Here is an 18,941-nt window from a genome sequence, read left to right as displayed (position 1 = left end):
TATGGGATTTGTCAATTATTTATGGAGATACGAATTCAATATAGAACTCAAATCTAAATAGTGAATTTGCTGAGGCGTATTTATTACCGGTTTTCGAATCAGAGATTCATTCGATAAATAATAATGTAAACCATCGTGGGTCGCAATTCCCTCTATTTGATGAAAAGACAGCTTAAAATCAATTCTTCGTTTATTTCCCGATAAAAAATCATGATCGTTAAAATCATATAAAAGATATAAAAACGATTTCCCCAATTTTGAATATCCGCACAAAGCAATCAGCTTTTTAGATTCTAAATATGTAGCGCCCGTTACAAGACCTTTTGTGTCCAGCGTTTCCTTAAATTTGGCAATGTGATTTCCTGCTTGTTTCGGTAAAACGTAAATGCTGGTTTTTGATGCACTCCATTGTTTGGTGAACAAATAAATGCTGTCTTTTGAAACTATAAAAGCTTCACAATCAAAATTAGTGGTATTTCCTTTTTGCGCTGATAAATCAGTTTGGTCAGCGTAACCAAATGAAATAGTTTCGATAACTGGATTTCCTTCTAAAAAAGACTTCTTTTCTATTTTCAGGATATTCAAATCAGTTCTGTTTCCGGAGAAATTATTACCAAAATCTCCAATATATAAATGCGTACTGTCTTGCGAAATTTCTTCCCAGTCATGATTTTTCACTTTGTCTAAAATGATTTTCTTCTGAATTTTCCCTAAAGAATCCAGTCCGTAAATTGTTTTGTCATGATCGTCATTATGAGTCCACAATAAATTATCAAAGGCAATTAAACCAGAAGTTTCTTTGACGGAATCACTTAATTGATTTGAATATTCAGGTTTTACCTTAACGTTTTTATAAATGCAGTTTCCGTCATTTATTGTTGCATTAGCGTTGTAATTTTTAGAAAGCGGATCTGTGCATCCCTGAATTTGTGCATAACCGGTAGATATAATCAGGCAAAAGAATAAAATAGTTTTTATCATGATCTGCAATATTAAATTTGCATGCAATAAAAGTAAAGTTTTAAAAGAATAGATTTAATTACTATTGAAAATATAATTAAAGTAGTATTTTGCATCGCTTTTACTAATTGATTTTTGTTTTTTTAGTAAAGCATAAATACCAAATATGAAAATTTTACAAAAACTGTCCCATTACCGGTTTTCACGCTATTTTAAACTTTTATTTGTTGGCGTAGATGTGGTATTGTTAAATTTAGCTACCATACTTTCAGCATTGGCTAGATTTGGCAGTTTAGACATGCTTTTATCAAAAGAGGAGAAAACAGTTTCGTTACTTGCAATTTTAATCTGGATAGCATTATTACTTCAAAATGATTCTAACCGAAGCATAAGAGTTGAACCAATTGAATCCATATTAGTAAGAACAATCAAAAAGCTGGTCATTCATGCTGCCCTAATTTCGGTTTTTGTAGTTTATTTACAATACAATGATATTTCAAGAATCAGGCTGCTTTCTTTTTATTTTATTTTCTTTGGGTTATTAATGATTTCCCGTTATTTATCAATGAAGCTTTTAAAATATATTCGCGCAAAAGGATATAATTTTAAAACCTTTATTGTAGTTGGTGCCAATGAATCAGGAGAAAAAATCAGGAAAATTTTAGCTAAGGATTTAACTTACGGTTATCGGTTTTTAGGCTTTTTTGATGAAACCATCGAAAATAAAATTGTCGATCCTAAATTAGTCTTAGGCGGATTTGATACAATCAGTCAATTTGTAAATGATAAAATAGTCGATGAAATGTATGTTGCATTACACATTGATAATATTGAAATAATCAATGAACTAACGCGAATTTGTGAGCAAAATATGGTGCGAATCAAATTTATTCCGGATTTTCAGTTGTATACAAAAGCCAGCAAAGTTGAGGTTACTTTTTATGAAAATACGGCAGTATTAATGTTTCGTACAGAACCTTTGGAATTTCCTGTAAACAGGTTGTTGAAAAAAGCATTTGATATTTGTTTTTCAAGTTTAGTGATTCTACTCGTTTTTCCGTGGTTGTTTCCCATAATAATGTTGATTATCAAAATCGAATCGCCAGGTCCTGTTTTTTTTAAACAAATACGGGAAGGCCGTGATAAACGATCTTTTAAATGTTTAAAATTTAGAAGCATGTACCTAAATGATTTTGCCCATCATAAAATAACTGAAAAAGGAGATAGCCGTGTAACTAAATTTGGCGCTTTTATCCGTAAAACAAGTATTGATGAGTTGCCGCAATTTTTTAATGTTTTCTGGGGAGACATGTCTGTTGTTGGTCCACGACCACATATGATGAATGTTGTAAAAGAATATAGTGATTTGATTAATAATTATGTAGTGCGTCAATATGCAAAACCCGGTATTACAGGCTGGGCACAGGTTAACGGGTTTCGTGGTGAAACAAAAATATTAAGCGATATGGAAAACAGAGTGGAATATGATATTTGGTATATCGAAAACTGGAGCTTTTTACTGGATATGAAAATTATTGTAAAAACAGTTATTAATATCTTCAAAGGCGAAGAGAACGCTTATTGATAAAGTTGAATCAGAATTTAAAAAACGCATTATTTTTAATCACTTCCTTTAAATTCGAAATACTGTCAACTTTGATTTTTTCGCTAAAAGAGGCAATATGTTTCATATGATGTACATCACTTCCTGTAAAATCATACATTCCTTTTTTTAAAAGTTCCTCGGCAGTTCTAGTAATTCTTTCTCCGTAATAACCAACTGTGGATAATAAATTCAACTGAAAAAAACATCCGGCTTTCTTTAGTTTTTCATATTCATTAAAATCTTTTCGATAATATAAATAACGTTCCGGATGGGCCAAAACAGGAATATATCCTGCAACTTGTAAATCAAATATAATTTTATACAACTGTAGTGGAGCATTTTGATACGACATTTCTACTAAAACATAATTGTCCTTTAGCGTAAGAAGTTTTTCGGTCTGAAGATGATTTTCAAACCAATCATCCATAAAATATTCTGCGGCAGCATTAAAAGGAATTTTAATATTTTCCTTTTCTAATAAAACTTTAGTTTCCTGATGTTTGGCTGTTATTATATCAGGAGAGTTTTTCCAGACATAATGACTGATATGAGGCGTGGTAATAGCGTGCGAAATTCCCATTTCCTCAAATGATTCAGCCAGTTTTATAGTGTCGCTAATAGTTTTTGCGCCATCATCTATTCCAGGTAATAAATGGGAATGGATATCGATATAATTATCAGATAACAGATCTTTTAATTTTGGCTTGGATTTTAAGAAGGATAGCATATTGCAAAAGTATAGAAATACAAAGGATTTGTTATTATTAAATTTTAATGTAACAATTGTAACTGCGCATTTTATAATTATATTATATTTGAGATTGATAAAAACATAATTATTTATGAAAATCAAAGAAAATTTATACCATAAAAGGATTATTTCTATTGACGCTTTACGCGGAATTACTATTTTTATTATGATTTTTGTAAATGAGCTGGCAAGTATAAAACAAGTGCCGCAGTGGATGAGGCATATGCCGGCTGATGCTGATGCGATGACTTTTGTAGATGTTGTTTTTCCTGCTTTTTTATTTATTGTTGGTATGTCAATTCCGTTTGCGTTTAATGCACGATTACTAAAAGGTGATAGTGCGAAAAAAATCTGGACACATACTTTAAAAAGAGCTTTAGCCTTAATTATTATAGGTGTTTTTATGGTCAACGCCGAATATGGTTATGACGCGACAAAAATGATAATTACGCCAGTATTTTGGGCACTTTTAGCTTACTTTATGCCAATTCCTATTTGGAATAAATATGCTAAAGATTTTCCGGTTTGGTTAAAATATACCCTTCAATATGGCGGAATGTTAGTTTTGATAGTTCTCTATTTTTTATACGTTCAGGAAGAAACTGGCGAAATAGGAATGACACCAAAATGGTGGGGAATTTTAGGTTTAATTGGTTGGGCGTATCTCTTTACAGTGGTTTACTATTGGATCGTTTCCGGACGATTATGGGCGATGATTGCATTTTTAGTTGTTTGTGTAGCAGGAAATACTATCAATTTAACCGAAGGATCATTTATACAACAAGCGTCCTGGTTGAGTTTTATTGCCGGACATTTAACCCACGCTGCGTTAGTTGCTGCCGGAGTAGTAATTTCGTTGTTGTTTTTTGACCGAAAAGTAGCGGCTAAAATCAATTGGGCAGTAATAGGTTTTGCCGTTCTGTTTTTTATAACAGGATATTTATTAAGACCTTATTTTGGAATCTCAAAAATAAAAGGAACGCCGTCATGGACAATGTTTTCGGCAGCAATATGTACCGTTTTATTCTACTTTTTGTATTGGTTAATGGAAATTAAAAAAATCACCAAATGGAGTAATTTCTTTATGCCCGCAGCAGCAAATCCGTTATTGATTTATATTTTGCCGGGTGTGATTTATTATTTCTGTAAAGCTTTTCAAATTCATATTATTCCCGGGTATTTTCGTGTAGGCGTTCCGGGAATTATCTGGTCGCTGGTTTTTTCAACGATAATGTTGTTTGTGATGAAATTATGCAACAAGTATAAAATTCAACTGCATTTGTAGTAAAGTTAAGTGTTTATTAAAATAAAAATTTTGATATTTTATTTATTTTCAAGCTTTGCTAATCTGTCTGATAGTGATTTAAATTTATCGCTTTCGTTTTCTAAATCTTTAACTTTTAATAGAAGAACATTATTTTTTTTGTCTTGTTCTATTACGTAAAGTGTTAATTCTTCAATTTTTTGTAATAGTTTAATATTCATTTCAGAAAGGTTTATGCCGTTTTCCTGCATTGTTTTGGCAGATGGTACTTCCGGTAAATGTTTATTGGTTTTTATGTACTCAGCTAATACTTCTAAGGTAAGAAGTTCATAGTTGTTTTCAAACACAAAGTCAGCTCCGGCATTGACAGTTACTTTTACTTCTCGTGAGTTTATATCTCCCGCAACAGTAAGTTTTGATGTTGGATTTGCTGTTCCAATACCTACGTTTCCGTTATTGGCAACAATTGCATTGTTGTAGAGTTGAAATTGTGGTCTTCCTGAATTTGATCGGGATAATTTTAAAACATCTTCCTGCGTATCATTGATATCAGAGGAAGTAAAATCAAGATCAATTGCATTTCCTCTGTCTTTTGTTTTTACTCTCCAGCGGAAAATATCAGCATAATCTGCAGCTAAAATAATATTGGTTGCGTCAGGATTATTGCCATAGACATTTAATGCGGAGCTTTTTATTGTTTTAGCAAGAAAATCACTGTTTGCATTATTAAGGTTTCCGGAATGCCATAGTTCATACCATGGATTCCAGATGTTTTTAGTAGGATCCCCATCTCTAGTTCTAAAGCTTATGTGATTTCCGGGTGAATATTGGGAGCTAATTTGGCAATCATATTGATTTGTAAAGCCTCCATAGCTTATTAACGAGCCATTCCAAGGAGTTCCTGCGGTGGAGTATGAAAATGTATACCCTCCTTTAAAATTATCTGCCTGATTGGGAGAAGATATAGCATTAGCAGGATTTAAAGTTTGTGCATTTACAGAAAAACTAATTAAAATGATGATAGTAATAAAAATGTAAATAGAATTTCTCATAATTATGGTTTAAAATAGATAAATAATTCTTATAATTAGAATGCAAATCTAAGTTTTAAAAGTAATAAATTACATATGAATTATTTATTTGTATTGAAGTTATTGTGTCACAATTTTAATTTAATCTCTCCAAGAATTTTTTAAACTATTTCTTATTTGTATTTATAAAATTTTAAATTTGTAAGAACTTGTCTCTGAAAAACTTACGAAATGAAAAATATAAAATCTCTAATTATTTTATTATTCTTCTTTCTGATGCCATTTTGTTATTCACAAAATGATTCAGTTACAAATAACAGAAAAGATATTTTAGATGTTTTGTACAAACTCTTTCATAAAAATGATTCAGTACGAATAAATCCGGACAAGAAAGTAGCATTCTCTTTGCTTCCTGTTCCTGTAGATGCCAATAAAAATGCAGGATTAGTAGTTTCCTTTTTAACCACATTTTATCTTGGCGATCGCAAAACTACCAGAATGTCTCAGGTTATATTTTCGCCTTATTTCAGTTTTACAAATCAATATGTTTTTCCCATTCAAACCTATATTTATACAAAAGATAACAATTGGAATTTTATAGGCGATTATCGTTTTATGATTTATCCGCAGGATACTTATGGTTTAGGCGGACATAATACAGACAAAAAAATGTCAACGCTGGATTATCAGCAATGGCGTTTTTACCAATTTGCAACCCGTAAAGTAATTGGGAATTTTCGTTTAGGCTTGGGATTATTACTGGATAATTACCAAAATATTTCAGAAGACTCATATGTCGATGATGAAACTGATTATGTGAAATATATGAATGGGGATTTTTCAGATGAAAATTCTTTTGGAGTTGCCATTCAGGGATTGTACGATTCCAGAAAAAACAATGTCAATCCTGAACAAGGTTTATATATCGAAGCTGACTACAGAATTAATACAAGTGGGGTAGAAGATCAAAAATGGAAATCTTTTTATTTTGATGCTCGAAAATATCATTCGTTTAGTAAATATAAACATCGGGTTTTAGCTTATCGTGCTTTTTATTGGTCCACTTTTGGAGGGAAACCGCATTATCTCGATCTTCCAAGTATTGGTTGGGATCGTGACGGAAAAACAGGTCGGGGTTTTACCAGAAACAGATTTCGAAGTAATGCCTTAATTTATTTTGAAACCGAATACAGAACTGATATTACTAAAAACGGTTTTATTGGGGCTGTTTTTTTTACCAATATTTCGTCAGTTTCGAAACTTGATACTTACGATTTTAAAAAATGGAATCCGGCTGTAGGAACCGGTTTGCGCATTAAATGGAATAAGCAAAACAATAGCAATTTGATCCTTGATTTTGGAGTTAGTAAAAACGATTGGTCTTTACGACTTGGTTTGGCTGAAAATTTCTAACTTTCGAAAAAATCAATTCCACTATTTTTCATGCAATTATCGGTAATTATTCTTAATTATAATGTACGTTACTTTCTGGAACAGTGTGTATTAAGTGTTCAGGAAGCGATTGCTGCACTTGACGCCGAAATCATTGTTATCGATAATAATTCGTCAGATGAGAGTTGTTCGATGATGAAAACTAAATTTCCAACGGTAAAATTAATTCAGAATACTACCAATTTTGGTTTTCCAAAGGGGAATAACATAGGAGTTGAGCAAGCTTCCGGAAAATACATTTGTATTTTAAATCCTGATACAGTTGTTGCAGAAGATACATTTATTAAAGTTTTGGCTTTCGCCGAAAGGCAAATCAATCTAGGAATTGTAGGCTGTCAATTAATTGACGGAACAGGAGAATTTCTGCCGGAAAGCAAACGCGGAATCCCAACGCCATGGATTGCATTTACAAAGATTTTTGGATTGTATAAAGTTTTTCCAAAATGGAAACTTTTCAATCAATATTATGCCCAGCATTTAGCAAAAGATGAAACCGGAAAAGTTGATATTTTAGTAGGCGCTTTTATGTTGATGAAACGGGATTTGTATGTAGAATTAGAAGGTTTTGATGAAAAATGTTTTATGTATGCTGACGATATCGATTTGTCGTACCGCGTTTTACAGAAAAACAAATCCAATTATTATTTCCACGAAACCACCGTTTTGCATTATAAAGGAGAAAGTACGGTTAAAGATGAAAAATACATGAAACGTTTTCAGGAAGCGATGACTTTTTTCTATCACAAGCATTTTAAGAAATCGTGGTTTTTTGAATTTTTTATCCAAATCGGGATTTGGTTTTTCTCCTTTGCAAAAATGTTTCAGGGAAAAACGAAAGCAAAACCGTTACCGGAAACGGTTGTTTTTTATTCTTCAAATAAAAAATTGTCTGAAAAATTGCCTTCTATTTTAAAAAATAAAGTACGCTTTATGAATTTAAAAAAAGAAAAAATAGTAAATTCGTCGCTGGTTTTTAAGGGTAAAAGGGTTGAGATTATTTTGGATAATCAGTATGTTTCATTCAAAAAATGTATCAAAATCATAAAAACTCTTAAAGATAAGAACGTTACTTTTAAGATTTTCCCCAAAAACACAGATTTTATTATTGGAAGCAATTCCCGTAATGACAGAGGGCAAGTTATAAAAATTGAGTAAAAAATTATATTAAGTGTAATTTATATTTAAAATATTCAGTAATTTCGCAATCAGAAAATCAAAATCATCCTTTAGATTAACAATATGGCAAGATTTGAATTAAAGCTTCCTAAAATGGGAGAAAGTGTCGCTGAAGCAACTATTACCAACTGGTTGAAAGAAGTAGGAGACAAAATTGAAGCTGATGAAGCTGTACTGGAAATTGCAACTGATAAGGTTGACAGTGAAGTACCAAGCGAAGTTTCAGGAATTTTAGTTGAACAGTTATTTGGCAAAGATGATTTAGTTCAGGTAGGACAAACCATTGCAATTATTGAAACTGAAGGTGATGCGCCAACAGCAAAAGTAGTTGAAGATATTGCTGCTCCAGCTGAGGTTGCTGCTATCGAGCAAACGATTGAAGTTGCAAAAGATTCAGTTTCGTCTCCACAGGATTTTTCAGGATCAGACAAATTCTTTTCTCCTTTAGTAAAAAATATTGCAAAAGAAGAAGGTATTTCTGTAGCTGAATTAGAAAGTATTGCCGGTTCAGGAAAAGATGGCCGCGTAACAAAAGAAGATATTTTAAAACATATTGAAACCCGTAAATCAGGCGTTGCAACTCCAGAAGCTGTTGTTGAAACTCCAAAAGCAGCAGAGCCGGTTGCTCCGGTTGCTCCGGTTCAAAAAAGCCAGCAAGCAGTTCCTGTTTCTGTAAATGGAGGTGATGAAATCATCGAGATGGACAGAATGAGAAAACTGATTTCAGGTTATATGGTGGCTTCCGTACAAACTTCGGCACACGTACAATCGTTTATTGAAGTTGACGTGACTAATATCGTAAAATGGAGAGAAAAAGTTAAAACTGCTTTCGAGAAAAGAGAAGGGGAGAAGTTGACTTTTACACCAATTATGATGGAAGCGGTTGCAAAAGCATTAAAAGATTTCCCTGGAATGAATATTTCTGTAGATGGTGATTATATCATTAAAAAGAAAAATATAAATTTAGGAATGGCTGCGGCTTTACCAAACGGAAATTTAATTGTTCCTGTAATTAAAAATGCAGATCAGTTGAATTTAGTTGGAATGGCAAAAGCGGTTAACGATTTAGGAAACCGTGCTAAAACAGGAAAATTAAAACCGGACGATACTCAGGGCGGAACTTATACGGTTACGAATGTGGGTACTTTTGGAAGTGTTTTCGGGACGCCAATTATCAATCAGCCGCAAGTAGGAATTCTGGCTCTTGGAGCGATTCGTAAGGTTCCTGCGGTTATCGAAACACCGGAAGGTGACTTTATCGGAATTCGTCAAAAAATGTTCCTGTCGCATTCTTACGATCATAGAGTTGTAGACGGTGCTTTAGGCGGAAGTTTCGTAAAAAGAGTAGCAGAATATTTAGAAGCTTTTGATGTCAACAGAGATTTCTAAAAATCAGTAATAATACATTCAAAACCCGGAAAATTGTACTATTTTCCGGGTTTTTTGTTTGTAAGAAAATATTAGAAAAAACAACCGATGCTTTCTTTTAGGATAATTTTAAATCTTTAAAACATAAAATTGAGGTGATTTTTGTTTAAAAAAGTTAAGAATAAAAGAGAAAATTCGGCTTTAAAAATTACATTTGTAATCTTATAAAATTAAAAAATGGAACTCAAACTCAACAAACCAATTTGCTTTTTTGATCTTGAAACAACCGGAATTGATATCGGTAAAGATCGAATTGTAGAAATTTCGATATTCAAAGTTTTTCCAAACGGAAATAAAGAAAGTAAAACATGGTTAGTGAATCCTACGATTCCAATTCCGCCGCAAACAACTGCCGTTCATGGTATCACCAATGAAAAAGTAGCTAATGAACCCACTTTTGCAGAACTGGCAACTCAGGTTCATAATATGATTAAAGACAGTGATTTAGGAGGTTTTAATTCAGATCGTTTTGATATTCCGTTATTGGCAGAAGAATTGCTTCGCGCCGGAGTTGATTTTGATATGAAAAATAAAGTTTCGGTAGATGTGCAGACTATTTTTCATAAAATGGAAGAACGTACTTTAAGTGCGGCATTAAAATTCTATTGCGGAAAAAATCTTGAAAACGCCCACTCTGCAGAAGCAGACACCATGGCGACCTACGAAATTCTTAAAGCACAATTAGACCGTTATCCTGATTTAGAAAATGATATGAAGTCATTATCTGAATTTACAACCCGTAAAAAAATCGCTGATTTTGCCGGAATGATTGCTTTTGATCAGGACAACGAAGAAATTTTTACCTTCGGAAAACATAAAGGTGTCAAAGTAGATAAAATTCTGGAAACAGAACCGGGATATTTCAGCTGGATTCAAAATGCTGATTTTCCATTATATACCAAAAAGGTTTTGACGGCAATTAAATTAAGAAAGTTAAATACTAAATAAGGTACTAAGTTACTAATGTTCTAAGATGCTAAGTTTTTTGCATTTTTTTTCTTAGAACCTTAGTAACTTAGCATCTTAGCAACTCATAAAAAAATGAAGATTATTTGTATCGGTAGAAATTATACCAATCATATTGAAGAATTAAAAAACGAGCGTCCAACAGAACCAGTAGTTTTTATGAAACCGGATTCGGCAGTTTTGTTGAAGCAACATCCGTTTGTGATTCCGGAATTTTCTGAAGAGATTCATCACGAAATAGAGATAGTTGTTAAAATTAGTAAAGTTGGGAAATACATTGAGCCTAAGTTTGCGCACAAGTATTATGATGAAATAAGTGTGGGTATTGATTTTACTGCCAGAGATTTACAAGATAAATTAAAAGCAAAAGGGTTGCCTTGGGAAAAAGCGAAAGCATTTGATGGTTCTGCAGTTATTGGTGAGTTTTTACCAAAAACCGATTTTACTTCGATGGAAAATCTTACATTTGAGCTGACAAATAATTCAGAAACAGTTCAAAAAGGGAATACAGGCTTTATGCTTTGGAAAATTGATGAACTTGTTTCTTATGTATCGCAATTTTTTACCTTAAAAATTGGAGATATTATTTTTACAGGAACCCCGGAAGGTGTTGCTGCAGTAAAACCAAATGATGTTTTAGAAGGCTTTTTAGAAGATAAAAAATTATTCAGAATACAAGTAAAATAATGGCTTTAAAATATAACCTTTCGAAAGTATATGCACTTTCAGACAATGATCCGGAATTTGTAAACGAAATTCTTAAATTATTTGTTACCGAAGTTCCTGAGGATTTGCAACAAATCAAAGAAGGAATTAAGAAAAAAGATCATAAATATGCTTATTCTTATGCACACAAAATAAAACCTACATTAGATTTAATGGGTTTAAATGTAGCATTTGAAGAAATTCTGCAAGTCGAAGCCTGGACAAAGGCCGAAGGCAAGAAAAAAGAAATTGTCGAAACTTTCAAAAGTATCAAGATACAAGTGAAAGAGGCAATAAAAGAAATCAAAAAAGACTTTGATTTGTAAAGATGTAGGCGTGACTTCATTTTTGCCTTTAAATATGAGGGCAAAAATGGAGTTGTCCCGATATTTATCGGGATATTATATCTTTTGTTCCATTAAAAAAATCGTTTAGCGAGCACTTTTCGTTTGTTACAAAAGCATGCCGTTTCTATCCCTCACGCAAAATCATTGCGACAACAACCTACTTTATAATAATCACTTACTAATAGGTAAGTAAAAATATTCCACAGCTATGAAAGCAACTATCATTACTATTGGAGATGAAATTTTAATAGGTCAGATTGTAGATACAAACTCAGGTTTTATTGCTAAATCCCTCGACCGAATTGGTGTCGAAGTTCACGAAATGATTTCGATAAGTGATAACAAAAAACACATTTTAGACACGTTTGCCCTTTTGCAAAACAAAGTCGATGTTGTGGTTATAACCGGCGGTTTAGGCCCAACAAAAGATGATATCACAAAAAAAACATTCTGCGATTACTTTGATGATGAATTAATTGTTAATCCGGAAGTTTTAGCTCACGTAACCGAATTGATAGAAGGATTTTATAAACGACCAATTTCACAATTAAATAAAGATCAGGCCTTAGTTCCGTCAAAATGCACCGTTTTACATAATAAAATGGGAACAGCACCGGGAATGTGGATGAAGAAAGAAGATACCGTTTTTATTTCGCTTCCGGGAGTTCCGTATGAAATGAAATATTTAGTCGAAGAAGAAATAATTCCTAAAATAGTTCGTGAATATAAACGCCCTTATATCATTCATAAAACCATTTTGACTTACGGTCAGGGCGAAAGCCTAGTGGCAGAACGTATTGAACATTGGGAGGATAATTTACCCGAGTTTATCAAGCTGGCTTATTTGCCAAATCCCGGAAGAGTGCGTTTGCGTTTGTCTGCCAGAGGAACAAATAAGGAGCTTTTAGAAGCGGCAATCGAAGAAAACGTACAATCATTAGATGCTATAATTCATGATATTATAGTAGGTTATGAAGAAAATGAAACCATAGAATCTGTAGTTGGTAAAATATTAAGTAAACAAAACAAAACAATTTCAACTGCTGAAAGCTTTACGGGAGGAAAAGTAGCTTCTGTTTTGTCTGCAGTTCCCGGAGCTTCTAATTACTTCAAAGGCAGTGTGGTTTCGTATGCAACAGAGGCAAAGGTTAATGTTCTTGGTATCTCGCAGGATTTAGTCGATCAGTTTTCGGTAGTTAGTGCAGAAGTTGCTTCGGCTATGGCTTTGAAGGTGAAAGAGATACTTAAAACAGACTATGCAATTGCAACAACCGGGAACGCCGGACCTACAAAAGGTGACTCAGATGCAGAAATTGGAGCTGTTTTTATCGCTTTATCTACTCCAACCGGAATAATTGTTGAAGAATTTAATTTTGGTCAACCACGTGAAAAAGTGATAGATAGAGCCGTGATTAAGAGTTTAGAAATATTACAGAAAGAAATTTTAAAAAATGTGCTATAATTTTTTGTTTCAATCGTTTATTTTTCTTTTCTTTGCACCCTGATTTTGAATAACGATAAAAGATAAGTATAATGTCAAGAGTTTGTGACCTTACAGGTAAAAGAGCGATGGTAGGAAATAACGTTTCTCACGCTATGAACAAAACTAAGAGAAAATTTTCTGTAAACTTAGTTAAAAAGCGTTTTTATCTTCCAGAAGAAGATAGATGGATTACTCTTAGAGTAGCAGCATCTACGATAAAAACAATTAATAAAAATGGAATCACTGCGGTTTTGAAAAAAGCTCAGTCAGAAGGATTTATCAAATAATCTTTTCCTAAATAAATATATAGCAAGATGGCAAAGAAAGGTAATAGAATCCAGGTAATTTTAGAATGTACTGAGCACAAGACTTCTGGTGTTTCAGGTACTTCAAGATACATTACAACTAAGAACAAAAAAAATACTCCGGACAGATTAGAGATTAAAAAATTTAATCCAATCTTGAAACGTGTAACTGTTCATAAAGAAATTAAGTAATAACTTAGAATTTTTTTAGTCTAAGGATAATGCGGTAATACTAAATAATATTGGTACTATTAGTAATATTTTAAGATCTATTAAATTTCGATAACATTTAAATCATGGCAAAGAAAACCGTAGCATCGTTACAAACATCTTCTAAGAGATTATCAAAAGCCATTAAAATGGTGAAATCTCCTAAAACTGGTGCATATACATTCGTAGAATCTATTATGGCTCCTGAAGAAGTTGATACTTTCTTGAAAAAGAAATAATAACAAACACATCATATAGAAAAGCTACTTTCATTCGGAAGTAGCTTTTTTATTTTTTATATTTGTCTAAAATTTTATTGAAGCACAACAATTGGCTTTTTTTTAAGCAATAATTCCCGCTATCCTCTATATCTTTACTTTCCTAAAGAAGGAAAGCAAAGGATATCGATACTATCGGGGCTGGATTAAAACAGTTGGTCTTCTTTAAACATTAGGATTATTTAGATTGTCAAATAATCGTATAATCTAAAAAACTAACAACCTATAAAAATGAGTTTTTTTAAAAAATTATTCTCTACTGATAAAAAAGAGACTTTAGACAAAGGTCTTGAAAAATCAAAAACCACTTTTTTTTCAAAGTTAAGCAAAGCCGTTGCCGGAAAATCTAAAGTCGATGACGATGTTCTGGATGATCTGGAAGAAATTCTTGTAGCTTCAGATGTTGGTGTAAATACAACGTTGAAAATAATCACAAGAATCGAGAAACGTGTTGCCGAAGACAAATACTTGGGAACAGAAGAATTAAATCAAATTCTACGGGAAGAAATTGGCGCTTTATTGTCTGAAACCAATACTGGCGAAGCAACCGAATTCGATATTCCAAAAGACAAAAAACCATATGTTTTAATGGTTGTTGGTGTTAATGGAGTTGGTAAAACAACAACAATAGGTAAGCTGGCTTATCAGTTTAAAAAAGCGGGTTATAATGTAGTTTTAGGCGCTGCAGATACTTTTCGTGCTGCTGCTATCGATCAATTACAAGTTTGGGCTGATCGCGTAGGAGTTCCAATTGTAAGACAAAATATGGGGAGTGATCCGGCTTCTGTTGCTTTTGATACTTTACAATCAGCCGTAGCTCAAAATGCCGATGTTGTTATTATTGATACTGCCGGACGTTTGCATAACAAAGTTAATTTAATGAACGAGCTTACTAAGGTAAAACGCGTAATGCAAAAAGTTGTAACTGATGCACCACACGATGTACTTTTGGTTTTAGATGGTTCTACCGGACAAAATGCATTTGAACAAGCCAAACAATTTACTGCTGCAACTGAGGTAACTTCTCTTGCTGTAACTAAACTTGACGGAACTGCAAAAGGTGGTGTTGTAATTGGTATTTCTGACCAGTTTCAGATTCCTGTAAAGTATATTGGAGTTGGTGAAGGAATTGAGGATTTGCAAGTGTTTAATAAATACGAATTTGTAGATAGTTTTTTTAAATAATATTCTAAGATAATTTTTAATGGATTTTTCTTCTTTAAAAAATATAACGCCTCTTACTTTTTATTTCGGAAGCGTAATCTGTTTTGTATTGGCAAATGTAATAAAAGATCAAAGTTTACCTTTTTACTTTGTTTTATTAGTTTTGGGATTGGCTTTCTTTTTTATGGGAATCCTGAAAAGATTGCGTACAAAACGATAGGTTACTAGATACTCTTCAAAAAAAGATTACATCAAATTAGATTGTTTTTTAACAATGTTTATAACTTGATGTGAATCTTATTTTTGTTTTACGCAGTTTTTATTTCTTTTGAATTTTATAAAGTTAACTTTGTAATCTGAAAATTTTCTTGTGAAAACCGGAGTCGTAGCCCTGATGGTAGCGGTATCCTTTTACTTGCTTCTTTAGCAAGTAAAAGATATAGCGGACAGCAGGATTAGCTCCTGATAAATATTATTACTTATGAAAAATACTTTTATGATTTTGGTTTTATCGCTCTTATTTGTGAGTTGTAAACAGGAAATTAAACCGGCAGATATTACGAAATTAAATGGCTATTGGGAAATTGAAAAAGTAGTTTTTGATAAGGGCGAAGACAAAGATTACGGAATGAATGAGAGTTTTGATTATTTTGATATTAAAAATAATAAAGGAATCAGAAAAAAAGTTATGCCTCAATTTGACGGAACTTTTTTAACAAGTGATTCTTTTGAAAATGTTTCGGTTCGGTTTAAAGGCGATCAGGTTTTTCTGGATTATAAAACGGATTATGCAAAGTGGAGTGAGGAATTGATTTCGATTTCAGAAGATAAACTGGTGGTGAAAAACCAAGAGAATAAAGAATATCATTATAAAAAGGCAGGACCAATAAATTTATTAAAAGATGGCAAAAAGACTAAATAATCAAAGTACGATTGGGGCTGTTTTGCAACAGATTATCCAGGTGAATAAGTTGGGTGCAGGAATGGATCAAATTGATGTAAAGGATGCCTGGAGACAATTGATGGGGAATGGTGTGAATACGTATACTAAAAACGTTGTATTAAAAGGCAGTACGTTGTATGTAGAATTGACATCGGCAGTTTTAAGAGAGGAATTAAGTCACGGAAAGTCTAAAATTGTCAAAATGATTAATGAAGAGTTGAGGCGTGAAGTGGTTACTGATGTGGTTTTGAGATAATGTTGCTTAAGTGTTTAACAAAACAATCATGATTACATTGAAATCCAGATTTAAATTTCTGCCAATTTTGTTAGTTGCGATTTTAAGTATTTTTCCATTTCTGGCTATTTATATTTATAGTATTTCTCCAAAAGAAAGTGTGGCTTTGCCTTTAGTAGTATTTATTTTTATTGCTTATTTTTGGTTTGCTTTAGTGAGAACCAGAGTTCATAAAGTAATAATTAAAAAAAACAATATAATAGTTAAGCGTTATTATGGATTAGGTAAATCTATAGTTTATAGCTTTAGCCAATTAGATGGTTTTATAGTTTTATTCGAAAGTGGAAGACTTGGTGTTTCTGAGTCTCTTTTTATTCTTGAAAAAGGAAAAAGAGTTGTTTGTGTTTGTAGTTATTACCTAAGTAATTTTAATAATTTAAAATTGGTTTTAAAAGAAAATTTGACTGATTTAGGGGAAATAAAAGGGCATGATAATATTTCCGAATTTTTGAAAAATTCATAAAAAAAATCCTGTTTGTAAAACAAACAGGATTTTTTATGCATTTCTGTGACTGAAAACTGTCACTGAGACTTTAAATAATATTAAAACTGCTCTCTTCCGGCAAAATGGAATGCACCTTCGATAGCAGCATTTTCGTCGCTGTCAGAACCGTGAACTGCATTTTCTCCAATAGAAGTAGCATATGCTTTACGAATAGTTCCTTCAGCAGCTTCAGCAGGATTTGTAGCTCCAATTAAAGTTCTGAAATCTTCTACTGCGTTGTCTTTTTCTAAAATTGCAGCAACAATTGGTCCGCGAGACATGAATTCAACTAATTCTCCGTAGAAAGGTCTTTCTGCGTGAACTGCGTAAAATGCTTTAGCATCAGCTACAGTTAATTGAGTTAATTTTAATGAAACGATTTTAAATCCTCCATTAGTAATCATTGCTAAGATATTTCCGATGTGTCCGTTTTGAACTGCATCTGGCTTAATCATTGTAAACGTTCTATTTGTTGCCATTTTATTGCTTATTTTTAATTTTGTGCAAAAGTATACATTTTTTATGAATTGATTTTAATTAATTCGTAATTAAAACGATGTAGATTGATGTTTTAGTGAAGAAAGGTAAAAAATATATTTTCACCATATAAGTTATATAAGTTTATTTAGAAAAAGTTTTATAGGTTTAAATTATAAGTAGAAGGACGCAATTTGTGCGTCCTTCTACTTATAACATCTTATATTACTTATATGGTAGAATATTACATTATGGTAAAAACTTCTAAACTTTGAAAATCAATTTATTCTTGTAAAAGACCCATAATATAAATGTCCATATTCCAACATAAATCAATGCACCCGCTAAAGAGGCTGCCATTGGATTACTGAAAAAAGGTGCAATACCGAAAGTGTATAAATAAGTTAAAAGATTAATTTGTTCTTCAGGATTATGCGGGTTTTTAAATTGTATCATGACCAAAGCCTGGGGAATGATTTGAGAAGTAAAAAATACAATCATTGGGTTTACACCCCAAATTAAAAATGGTTTGAATCCCTTTTTATAATCGGCAATGTCAATTATATAATATAATATGGATAAAAATGTTGCCGCTAATCCTGTTGTGTATAAAACATAACTGCTTGTCCAGATTGACTTGTTGATGGGGAAAACAATATTCCACACTAAACCTGCGATTATTAGTATTATACCAGCAATCGCAATTTTAGTTGCTTTTTGAGTTTTGGTAATTTCACGTTGCAATATTTGTCCGATTAACAAGCCAATAATTCCATTTACAATTGAGGGAATAGTACTTAGAATTCCTTCCGGATCCCAGGTAACTGTTCCACGATACATGTGTCCTTTAAGGAAAACACTATCAACCCAGGCGGCTAAATTTGTGCCCTTTTCCAGATTTGCTTCGCCAATGCCCGGAACCGGAATCAAAGTCATTATCGCCCAATAACCTAATAGTAAAACGATACCGGTTATGATTTGTGTTTTTTGTGATGTTTTTAAATACAGAAGTGAAACTAAAAAATAAACAATTGCAATACGTTGTAAAACTCCCGGTAAACGTACGTCGTGATATGCTTCAATGCCGCTGTAAGCTAAAAAGAGATAGATAATCAAAATTGAAAATGCCAGTATATTTTTGACTTTTGAACTGAAACTGCCCATTAAAGCATAACCAACGGCTACAGTAATAATTAATCTGCCAATAAGAAGCGGAATCCCGTCAAGTCCGAATAATTGTATTTTACTGAAATAATTAAAAAATATTCCCAAACACAACATGCGTAAGGAACGAACTAAAATTTTATTAAAAGTATTTTTGTCGTAGATTTTATCCGGCATTGCTAAAGGAACAGCAACTCCCATGATAAAAATAAAAAAAGGAAAAACCAAATCGGTTAGTGTGCAGCCATGCCATTCGGCGTGTAATAAAGGCGGGTAAACATTGCCCCAATCTCCGGGATTGTTTACAATTGTCATCAATAAAATAGTGAGTCCTCTAAAGACATCCAACGAAATCAAGCGCTCTCTGGTCATAATTTTGGTAAATAGGTTAATTTTTGTTTTAAAAGTTACTATTTGGTTTAGAGAGGCAATAATTTCAGAAGAAGTGGTTA

At 32.5% G+C, this 18,941-nt stretch carries 21 protein-coding genes; 16 read left to right on the top strand and 5 right to left on the bottom strand.

Annotated elements, in window-relative coordinates; genetic code table 11:
• Nucleotides 1-15: 15 nt before the first annotated feature.
• On the bottom strand, nt 16-981 hold the full coding sequence (locus ACHRVX_RS15895) for a T9SS C-terminal target domain-containing protein (RefSeq protein WP_395333914.1): 966 nt from the start codon (nt 979-981) through the stop codon (nt 16-18).
• Between the two features lie 145 nt (nt 982-1,126).
• Between ACHRVX_RS15895 and ACHRVX_RS15890 the strand changes: the two genes are divergently transcribed.
• Nucleotides 1,127-2,545 carry an undecaprenyl-phosphate glucose phosphotransferase gene (locus ACHRVX_RS15890; RefSeq protein WP_395333912.1) on the top strand — a complete coding sequence of 473 codons (1,419 nt, stop codon included), beginning with the start codon at nt 1,127-1,129 and terminating at the stop codon, nt 2,543-2,545.
• A 10-nt stretch (nt 2,546-2,555) separates the two neighbouring features.
• Here ACHRVX_RS15890 and ACHRVX_RS15885 read toward each other — a convergent pair whose 3' ends face one another.
• Nucleotides 2,556-3,293: a tyrosine-protein phosphatase gene (locus ACHRVX_RS15885; RefSeq protein WP_395333910.1), complete on the bottom strand. Its 738-nt coding sequence runs from the start codon at nt 3,291-3,293 to the stop codon at nt 2,556-2,558.
• Nucleotides 3,294-3,408: 115 nt separating this feature from the next.
• Between ACHRVX_RS15885 and ACHRVX_RS15880 the strand changes: the two genes are divergently transcribed.
• Nucleotides 3,409-4,602 carry a DUF5009 domain-containing protein gene (locus tag ACHRVX_RS15880; RefSeq protein WP_395333908.1) on the top strand — a complete coding sequence of 398 codons (1,194 nt, stop codon included), beginning with the start codon at nt 3,409-3,411 and terminating at the stop codon, nt 4,600-4,602.
• A 38-nt stretch (nt 4,603-4,640) separates the two neighbouring features.
• Here ACHRVX_RS15880 and ACHRVX_RS15875 read toward each other — a convergent pair whose 3' ends face one another.
• Complete coding sequence (locus tag ACHRVX_RS15875; RefSeq protein WP_395333906.1) at nt 4,641-5,633, bottom strand: hypothetical protein; 993 nt, start codon at nt 5,631-5,633, stop codon at nt 4,641-4,643.
• A 210-nt stretch (nt 5,634-5,843) separates the two neighbouring features.
• Here ACHRVX_RS15875 and ACHRVX_RS15870 point away from each other — a divergent pair, with 210 nt between their 5' ends.
• The 14 genes from ACHRVX_RS15870 to ACHRVX_RS15805 all read left to right on the top strand — a co-directional run bounded on the left by ACHRVX_RS15870 (nt 5,844) and on the right by ACHRVX_RS15805 (nt 16,827).
• On the top strand, nt 5,844-7,025 hold the full coding sequence (locus tag ACHRVX_RS15870; RefSeq protein WP_395333904.1) for a hypothetical protein: 1,182 nt from the start codon (nt 5,844-5,846) through the stop codon (nt 7,023-7,025).
• A gap of 30 nt (nt 7,026-7,055) precedes the next feature.
• A complete protein-coding gene (locus tag ACHRVX_RS15865; RefSeq protein ID WP_395333902.1) occupies nt 7,056-8,219 on the top strand; it encodes a glycosyltransferase family 2 protein in 1,164 nt (387 codons plus the stop codon).
• Between the two features lie 84 nt (nt 8,220-8,303).
• A complete protein-coding gene (locus tag ACHRVX_RS15860) occupies nt 8,304-9,629 on the top strand; it encodes a dihydrolipoamide acetyltransferase family protein (protein ID WP_395333900.1) in 1,326 nt (441 codons plus the stop codon).
• A gap of 216 nt (nt 9,630-9,845) precedes the next feature.
• A complete protein-coding gene (locus ACHRVX_RS15855) occupies nt 9,846-10,616 on the top strand; it encodes an exonuclease domain-containing protein (RefSeq protein WP_395333898.1) in 771 nt (256 codons plus the stop codon).
• A 93-nt stretch (nt 10,617-10,709) separates the two neighbouring features.
• A complete protein-coding gene (locus tag ACHRVX_RS15850; protein ID WP_395333896.1) occupies nt 10,710-11,321 on the top strand; it encodes a fumarylacetoacetate hydrolase family protein in 612 nt (203 codons plus the stop codon).
• Nucleotides 11,321-11,665 carry an Hpt domain-containing protein gene (locus ACHRVX_RS15845; protein ID WP_395333894.1) on the top strand — a complete coding sequence of 115 codons (345 nt, stop codon included), beginning with the start codon at nt 11,321-11,323 and terminating at the stop codon, nt 11,663-11,665. Before ACHRVX_RS15850 ends, ACHRVX_RS15845 begins: the two co-directional genes overlap by 1 nt.
• 229 nt (nt 11,666-11,894) lie before the next feature.
• Nucleotides 11,895-13,148, top strand: a complete 1,254-nt coding sequence (locus ACHRVX_RS15840) for a CinA family nicotinamide mononucleotide deamidase-related protein (RefSeq protein ID WP_395333892.1) — start codon at nt 11,895-11,897, stop codon at nt 13,146-13,148.
• Nucleotides 13,149-13,219: 71 nt separating this feature from the next.
• Nucleotides 13,220-13,456: a 50S ribosomal protein L28 gene (gene rpmB / locus ACHRVX_RS15835; RefSeq protein ID WP_008468080.1), complete on the top strand. Its 237-nt coding sequence runs from the start codon at nt 13,220-13,222 to the stop codon at nt 13,454-13,456.
• A gap of 27 nt (nt 13,457-13,483) precedes the next feature.
• A complete protein-coding gene (gene rpmG / locus ACHRVX_RS15830) occupies nt 13,484-13,666 on the top strand; it encodes a 50S ribosomal protein L33 (RefSeq protein ID WP_047778459.1) in 183 nt (60 codons plus the stop codon).
• A gap of 104 nt (nt 13,667-13,770) precedes the next feature.
• The gene (locus tag ACHRVX_RS15825; RefSeq protein WP_007805819.1) at nt 13,771-13,923 is read left to right on the top strand and encodes a DUF4295 domain-containing protein; all 153 of its coding nucleotides are present in this window, start codon (nt 13,771-13,773) and stop codon (nt 13,921-13,923) included.
• Nucleotides 13,924-14,193: 270 nt separating this feature from the next.
• Complete coding sequence (ftsY, locus tag ACHRVX_RS15820; protein WP_213305322.1) at nt 14,194-15,147, top strand: signal recognition particle-docking protein FtsY; 954 nt, start codon at nt 14,194-14,196, stop codon at nt 15,145-15,147.
• Nucleotides 15,148-15,607: 460 nt separating this feature from the next.
• Complete coding sequence (locus ACHRVX_RS15815; RefSeq protein ID WP_395333889.1) at nt 15,608-16,048, top strand: hypothetical protein; 441 nt, start codon at nt 15,608-15,610, stop codon at nt 16,046-16,048.
• Complete coding sequence (locus ACHRVX_RS15810; protein WP_213305316.1) at nt 16,029-16,325, top strand: DUF721 domain-containing protein; 297 nt, start codon at nt 16,029-16,031, stop codon at nt 16,323-16,325. Before ACHRVX_RS15815 ends, ACHRVX_RS15810 begins: the two co-directional genes overlap by 20 nt.
• Before the next feature lie 67 nt (nt 16,326-16,392).
• Nucleotides 16,393-16,827 carry a hypothetical protein gene (locus ACHRVX_RS15805; protein WP_395333886.1) on the top strand — a complete coding sequence of 145 codons (435 nt, stop codon included), beginning with the start codon at nt 16,393-16,395 and terminating at the stop codon, nt 16,825-16,827.
• An 80-nt stretch (nt 16,828-16,907) separates the two neighbouring features.
• Here ACHRVX_RS15805 and ACHRVX_RS15800 read toward each other — a convergent pair whose 3' ends face one another.
• Both ACHRVX_RS15800 and ACHRVX_RS15795 read right to left on the bottom strand, forming a co-directional pair.
• Nucleotides 16,908-17,327, bottom strand: coding sequence for a nucleoside-diphosphate kinase (locus ACHRVX_RS15800; RefSeq protein WP_055095565.1), 420 nt, complete (start codon nt 17,325-17,327; stop codon nt 16,908-16,910).
• A gap of 262 nt (nt 17,328-17,589) precedes the next feature.
• Nucleotides 17,590-18,861 (bottom strand): acyltransferase family protein, encoded by a 1,272-nt coding sequence (locus tag ACHRVX_RS15795; protein WP_395333884.1) that lies wholly within the window; start codon nt 18,859-18,861, stop codon nt 17,590-17,592.
• Nucleotides 18,862-18,941 lie beyond the last annotated feature (80 nt).

The sequence above is a fragment of the Flavobacterium sp. FlaQc-47 genome, assembly GCF_044006475.1.
Classification (GTDB): Bacteria; Bacteroidota; Bacteroidia; order Flavobacteriales; family Flavobacteriaceae; genus Flavobacterium.
The sequence above is the reverse complement of the archived record's forward strand: the minus strand, read 5'-3'. Positions and strand labels throughout refer to the sequence as shown.

What these genes read in the sequence shown, in the direction of transcription:
- ACHRVX_RS15895 (WP_395333914.1), bottom strand. Translation starts at nt 981, where the DNA reads ATGATAAAAACTATTTTATTCTTTTGCCTGATTATATCTACCGGTTAT.
- ACHRVX_RS15890 (WP_395333912.1), top strand. Translation starts at nt 1,127, where the DNA reads ATGAAAATTTTACAAAAACTGTCCCATTACCGGTTTTCACGCTATTTT.
- ACHRVX_RS15885 (WP_395333910.1), bottom strand. Translation starts at nt 3,293, where the DNA reads ATGCTATCCTTCTTAAAATCCAAGCCAAAATTAAAAGATCTGTTATCT.
- ACHRVX_RS15880 (WP_395333908.1), top strand. Translation starts at nt 3,409, where the DNA reads ATGAAAATCAAAGAAAATTTATACCATAAAAGGATTATTTCTATTGAC.
- ACHRVX_RS15875 (WP_395333906.1), bottom strand. Translation starts at nt 5,633, where the DNA reads ATGAGAAATTCTATTTACATTTTTATTACTATCATCATTTTAATTAGT.
- ACHRVX_RS15870 (WP_395333904.1), top strand. Translation starts at nt 5,844, where the DNA reads ATGAAAAATATAAAATCTCTAATTATTTTATTATTCTTCTTTCTGATG.
- ACHRVX_RS15865 (WP_395333902.1), top strand. Translation starts at nt 7,056, where the DNA reads ATGCAATTATCGGTAATTATTCTTAATTATAATGTACGTTACTTTCTG.
- ACHRVX_RS15860 (WP_395333900.1), top strand. Translation starts at nt 8,304, where the DNA reads ATGGCAAGATTTGAATTAAAGCTTCCTAAAATGGGAGAAAGTGTCGCT.
- ACHRVX_RS15855 (WP_395333898.1), top strand. Translation starts at nt 9,846, where the DNA reads ATGGAACTCAAACTCAACAAACCAATTTGCTTTTTTGATCTTGAAACA.
- ACHRVX_RS15850 (WP_395333896.1), top strand. Translation starts at nt 10,710, where the DNA reads ATGAAGATTATTTGTATCGGTAGAAATTATACCAATCATATTGAAGAA.
- ACHRVX_RS15845 (WP_395333894.1), top strand. Translation starts at nt 11,321, where the DNA reads ATGGCTTTAAAATATAACCTTTCGAAAGTATATGCACTTTCAGACAAT.
- ACHRVX_RS15840 (WP_395333892.1), top strand. Translation starts at nt 11,895, where the DNA reads ATGAAAGCAACTATCATTACTATTGGAGATGAAATTTTAATAGGTCAG.
- rpmB (WP_008468080.1), top strand. Translation starts at nt 13,220, where the DNA reads ATGTCAAGAGTTTGTGACCTTACAGGTAAAAGAGCGATGGTAGGAAAT.
- rpmG (WP_047778459.1), top strand. Translation starts at nt 13,484, where the DNA reads ATGGCAAAGAAAGGTAATAGAATCCAGGTAATTTTAGAATGTACTGAG.
- ACHRVX_RS15825 (WP_007805819.1), top strand. Translation starts at nt 13,771, where the DNA reads ATGGCAAAGAAAACCGTAGCATCGTTACAAACATCTTCTAAGAGATTA.
- ftsY (WP_213305322.1), top strand. Translation starts at nt 14,194, where the DNA reads ATGAGTTTTTTTAAAAAATTATTCTCTACTGATAAAAAAGAGACTTTA.
- ACHRVX_RS15815 (WP_395333889.1), top strand. Translation starts at nt 15,608, where the DNA reads ATGAAAAATACTTTTATGATTTTGGTTTTATCGCTCTTATTTGTGAGT.
- ACHRVX_RS15810 (WP_213305316.1), top strand. Translation starts at nt 16,029, where the DNA reads ATGGCAAAAAGACTAAATAATCAAAGTACGATTGGGGCTGTTTTGCAA.
- ACHRVX_RS15800 (WP_055095565.1), bottom strand. Translation starts at nt 17,327, where the DNA reads ATGGCAACAAATAGAACGTTTACAATGATTAAGCCAGATGCAGTTCAA.
- ACHRVX_RS15795 (WP_395333884.1), bottom strand. Translation starts at nt 18,861, where the DNA reads ATGACCAGAGAGCGCTTGATTTCGTTGGATGTCTTTAGAGGACTCACT.